The organism is Streptomyces sp. NPDC000941, from assembly GCF_053599555.1.
Genome location: NZ_JBSFMM010000409.1, coordinates 1 through 4,862 on the forward strand (window position 1 = coordinate 1; position 4,862 = coordinate 4,862).

Below are 4,862 nucleotides of genomic sequence, written 5' to 3' on the forward strand. Positions count from 1 at the left end.
CCCCGGCGCCCGCCGCTCCGTGTCCGCCGGGGCACATGCTCCGGCGCCCGCCGCTCCGTGTCCGCCCCTGGCCCGTGCCGCCCCTGGCCCGCACCGCCTCTGGCCCGCACCGCCTCGGCCCTCGCCGTCCTGGCCCTCACCGTCGCAGAAAGCCCGCCATGTACCAGCTCTTCTTCCGTCTCGTCTTCCGCCATATGGACCCGGAGCGGGCACACCACCTGGCCTTCGGCTGGATCCGGCTGGCCGCCCGCGTCCCGGTCCTGCGGACCTTCGTCGCGGCCCTCCTCGCGCCGCGCCATCGGGCGCTGCGCACCGAGGCGTTCGGCCTGCGCATGCACGGGCCCTTCGGGCTCGCGGCCGGATTCGACAAGAACGCCGTCGGTATCGACGGCATGGCCATGCTCGGCTTCGACCATGTCGAGATCGGCACCGTCACCGCCCAGCCGCAGTCCGGCAACCCCAAGAAGCGGCTCTTCCGCCTGGTCGCGGACCGGGCGCTGATCAACCGGATGGGCTTCAACAACGAGGGCTCGGCGGCGGTGGCCGCCCGCCTCGCGGCCCGCAGCGCCGGCCACCCCGCGTTCCGGACCACGGTCGGCGTCAACATCGGCAAGACCAAGGTCGTCCCTGAGGCGGAAGCCGTCGCCGACTATGTGACCTCCACCGAGCGGCTGGCCGGCCACGCCGACTACCTCGTCGTCAACGTCTCCTCGCCCAACACCCCCGGGCTGCGCAACCTCCAGGCCGTGGATCAGCTGCGGCCCCTGCTGAGCGCCGTACGCGAGGCCGCGGACCGCACCGTCCCCGGCCGCCGGGTGCCGCTCCTGGTCAAGATCGCGCCCGATCTCGCGGACGAGGACGTGGACGCGGTCGCCGACCTCGCGGTCGAACTGGGCCTGGACGGCATCATCGCCACCAACACCACCATCGCCCGCGACGGCCTCGGCCTCGTCTCGGGACCGGAGCTCACCGCCGAGACCGGCGGTCTGTCGGGGGCGCCCCTGAGGGCCCGCTCCCTGGAGGTGCTGCGCCGCCTGTACGCCCGGGTCGGCGACCGGATCACGCTGGTGGGAGTGGGCGGGATCGAGACCGCCGACGACGCCTGGGAGCGGATCCTGGCCGGGGCCACGCTGGTCCAGGGCTACAGCGCCTTCATCTACGAGGGCCCGTTCTGGAGCCGCCGTATCCACCGCGGCCTCGCGGCCCGCCTCGCGGCAAGCTCGTACGCCACGCTCGCCGACGCGATCGGCGCGGACGCGCCGGAGCCGACGCTGTAGCCCCGCCCACCCGCCCCTTCCAACCCCGGGGCTGCGCCCCAGACCCCCCGGGGCTGCGCCCCAAACCCCCGGGGCTGGGCCCGGACCCCCGGCCGGGGCTGCGCCCCAGGACCTCGGGGCCGCCCCAAACCCCGCCGGGGGGACTGCGCCCCAGCCCCCCCCGGGAACCCGCCCTGGGGCTGTGCCCCAAACCCCGCCCGGGGCTGCGCCCCAGGACCCCGGGGCCGCCCCAAACCCGCCGGGGGCGGGCCCTGGCCCTCCGGCCCCGGGCCGCCTGGGGCCGGAGGGCCTCGGACCCGCCGGGGCTTCGCCGCGGGCCTTGCCGGGGCTGCGCCGCAGCCCCGCCCGGGCGGGGCCCGGACCCCGCTCCGGGCCCGGGTCGCCCGGAGGGCTGGGCGGGCCGGGGGGCTGGGGGCGTCCCCCCAGGATCGGGAAGGGGCGGGGAGGGGACAGAACCCACACCGTCAGCAACCCAGGAACCCCCAAGGAGACCCCGTGACCGACACCGCCGAACCCTTCGGCACGCGCCTGCGCGGCGCCATGGACGCCCGCGGCCCGCTGTGCGTCGGCATCGACCCGCACGCCTCGCTGCTCGCCGACTGGGGGCTCGGGGACGACATCGCGGGCCTGGAGCGGTTCACCCGTACGGTCGTCGACGCCCTCGCCGACAAGGTCGCGGTCCTCAAGCCGCAGTCCGCGTTCTTCGAGCGCTTCGGCTCGCGCGGTATCGCGGTGCTTGAGCGGGCCGTCGCGGACGCCCGGGCCGCGGGCGCGCTGGTGCTGATGGACGCCAAGCGTGGCGACATCGGCTCCACGATGGCCGCGTACGCCTCGGCGTACCTGGACCCCGGCAGCCCGCTGTTCTCGGACGCGGTCACCGTCAGCCCGTATCTGGGCTTCGGCTCGCTGCGCCCGGCGCTGGACGCGGCGCGGGCGAGCGGGTCGGGGGTGTTCGTGCTGGCGCTGACCTCCAATCCGGAGGGTGCCGAGGTGCAGCACGCCGTACGGGCCGACGGGGCGACGGTCGCGGCCACGGTGCTGGATCACCTCAAGGCGGAGAACGCGGAGGAGGCCCGCGCGGGCCTCCTCGGCTCGTACGGCGCGGTCGTCGGGGCGACGCTGGGGGGCGCGGCGGGGGAGGCCGGGGCGGATCTGGCGATCGGCGGCCCGCTGCTGGCTCCGGGCATCGGCGCCCAGGGCGCGACGCCCGCGGACCTTCCTGGGGTCTTCGGCGCGGCGGTGCGGAATGTGGTCCCGAGCGTCAGCCGGGGGGTGCTCCGGCACGGTCCGGACCCGGCTTCGCTGGCGTCGGCGGCGCTCCGATTGGCTGATCAAGTGCGCGCGGTGGCCGAATAACCGGGTTGTTTTGCCCCTAAATGTCCAAGTCGAGCGAGTCTGACCAGGACTTTTCGTCTGTTCTCGCTGACTGGAGCGGAATGGGCCGCTAGTCTCCGACCAGAGCCAACGCGCAGCTGCGTTGCGCGTTGCTCCGCAGGTGAGGGGCGACTAGGTTCCTCACCGGTCCGTATCCGACAAGTTCGACATCCGAGGTGACGTAGGCGTGGCTCTTCCGCCCCTTACCCCTGAACAGCGCGCAGCCGCGCTCGAAAAGGCCGCCGCGGCTCGCCGGGAGCGCGCCGAGGTCAAGAATCGACTCAAGCACTCCGGCGCTTCCCTGCACGAGGTCATCAAGCAGGGCCAGGAGAACGATGTCATCGGCAAGATGAAGGTGTCCGCTCTCCTGGAGTCCCTGCCTGGCGTCGGCAAGGTCCGCGCCAAGCAGATCATGGAGCGGCTCGGCATTTCCGAGAGCCGTCGTGTCCGCGGTCTGGGCTCCAACCAGATCGCATCGCTTGAGCGTGAGTTCGGCGGCGCCGCCGGCTGACGTTTCCAGGCACTCCGGGGAACCTGGATAATCGCTGCATGGCAGCACACTCCCGCGGGGCGACCCCCGTACCCCCGGACGCACGTCCGCGGCTGACCGTGCTCTCCGGCCCTTCCGGGGTCGGTAAGAGCACGGTCGTCGCTCATATGCGCAAGGCACACCCTGAGGTGTGGCTCTCGGTCTCGGCCACCACCCGCAAGCCGCGCCCCGGTGAGCGCCACGGTGTTCAGTACTTCTTCGTGGACGACGGGGAATTCGACAAGCTCATCGCCAACGGTGAGCTGCTGGAGTGGGCCGAGTTCGCGGGCAACCGCTACGGCACCCCGCGCGAGGCGGTCCAGAACCGCCTCGCCGCGGGTGAGCCGGTGCTGCTGGAGATCGATCTGCAGGGCGCCCGTCAGGTTCGCGACTCCATGCCGGAGGCGCAGCTGGTCTTCCTCGCTCCACCGAGCTGGGAGGAGCTGGTGCGCCGGCTCACCGGCCGGGGGACCGAGCCGCCCGAGGTGATCGAGCGGAGGCTGGAGGCCGCCAGGACCGAGCTGGCCGCCGAGCCCGAGTTCGATACGACCTTGGTCAATACCTCCGTCGAGGACGTGGCGCAAGAGCTGCTAACCTTGATGCGAGTGCTTTGATCTTCACTGGTTTCCCATGCGCCGGTCTCGGCCGAAGCGCCGGTCACCATTGATCGAATTTCTCATCTCTTCATCACCCGCTCGGAAGGCAGAGAGTGTCCTCTCCCATCACCGCGCCCGAGGGCATCATCAACCCGCCGATTGATGAGCTGCTCGAGGCCACCGACTCCAAGTACAGCCTGGTGATCTACGCGGCCAAGCGTGCCCGCCAGATCAACGCGTACTACTCGCAGCTCGGCGAGGGCCTGCTCGAGTACGTCGGCCCGCTGGTGGACACCCACGTCCACGAGAAGCCGCTGTCGATCGCGCTCCGCGAGATCAACGCCGGCCTGCTGACCTCCGAGGCCATCGAGGCCCCGCCCCAGTAGCCCGACGCAGTAGTCGGAACTCCGACCACGGGCCCGGCGGCATGGCCGCCGGGCCCGTGGTGTGTCATGGGTACATACGTGACGGGGCAGCGCGTGACGCGGCGCGCGGAGAGGCGAGCGATGGACAAGCCGAAGGTCGTCCTGGGGGTGAGCGGCGGGATCGCCGCCTACAAGGCGTGCGAGCTGCTGCGCCGCCTCACCGAATCCGGCCATGAGGTACGGGTCGTACCGACCGACTCCGCGCTGCACTTCGTCGGGGCGGCGACCTGGTCGGCCCTGTCCGGCAACCCCGTCACCACCGAGGTCTGGGACTCCGTCCACGAGGTCCCGCACGTACGCATCGGCCAGTCCGCCGACCTCGTCGTGGTCGCCCCCGCCACCGCCGACCTGCTCGCCAAGGCCGCCCACGGCCTCGCCGACGATCTGCTCACCAACACCCTGCTCACCGCCCGATGTCCGGTCGTCTTCGCGCCCGCCATGCACACCGAGATGTGGGAGCACCCGGCCACCCAGGAGAACGTCGCCACGCTGCGGCGCCGCGGGGCCGTCGTCATCGAGCCCGCCGTCGGGCGGCTGACCGGCGTGGACACCGGCAAGGGGCGGCTGCCCGAACCCGGCGAGATCTTCGAGGTCTGCCGCCGGGTGCTCGCCCGCGGCGCCCGCGACACCCGCGGCGCCCGCGACACCCGCGGCGCCCGCG

6 protein-coding genes are annotated in these 4,862 nt (G+C 72.8%); all 6 read left to right on the forward strand.

What is annotated here, in order from left to right; translation table 11 throughout:
* Positions 1 to 158: 158 nt before the first annotated feature.
* Positions 159 to 1,277, forward strand: coding sequence for a quinone-dependent dihydroorotate dehydrogenase (locus ACWDSL_RS51895; RefSeq protein WP_450496577.1), 1,119 nt, complete (start codon positions 159 to 161; stop codon positions 1,275 to 1,277).
* A gap of 495 nt (positions 1,278 to 1,772) precedes the next feature.
* Positions 1,773 to 2,633, forward strand: coding sequence for an orotidine-5'-phosphate decarboxylase (pyrF, locus tag ACWDSL_RS51900; protein WP_450496578.1), 861 nt, complete (start codon positions 1,773 to 1,775; stop codon positions 2,631 to 2,633).
* Positions 2,634 to 2,838: 205 nt separating this feature from the next.
* Positions 2,839 to 3,162 (forward strand): integration host factor, encoded by a 324-nt coding sequence (locus tag ACWDSL_RS51905; protein WP_009713618.1) that lies wholly within the window; start codon positions 2,839 to 2,841, stop codon positions 3,160 to 3,162.
* Between the two features lie 38 nt (positions 3,163 to 3,200).
* Positions 3,201 to 3,794, forward strand: coding sequence for a guanylate kinase (gene gmk, locus ACWDSL_RS51910; RefSeq protein ID WP_450496580.1), 594 nt, complete (start codon positions 3,201 to 3,203; stop codon positions 3,792 to 3,794).
* A 95-nt stretch (positions 3,795 to 3,889) separates the two neighbouring features.
* Positions 3,890 to 4,162, forward strand: a complete 273-nt coding sequence (rpoZ, locus tag ACWDSL_RS51915; RefSeq protein ID WP_450496582.1) for a DNA-directed RNA polymerase subunit omega — start codon at positions 3,890 to 3,892, stop codon at positions 4,160 to 4,162.
* Between the two features lie 120 nt (positions 4,163 to 4,282).
* The coding region (locus ACWDSL_RS51920; RefSeq protein ID WP_450496583.1) for a flavoprotein at positions 4,283 to 4,862 on the forward strand (580 nt) is incomplete at its 3' end.

What these genes read in the sequence shown, in the direction of transcription:
- gmk (WP_450496580.1), top strand. Translation starts at nt 3,201, where the DNA reads ATGGCAGCACACTCCCGCGGGGCGACCCCCGTACCCCCGGACGCACGT.
- ACWDSL_RS51895 (WP_450496577.1), top strand. Translation starts at nt 159, where the DNA reads ATGTACCAGCTCTTCTTCCGTCTCGTCTTCCGCCATATGGACCCGGAG.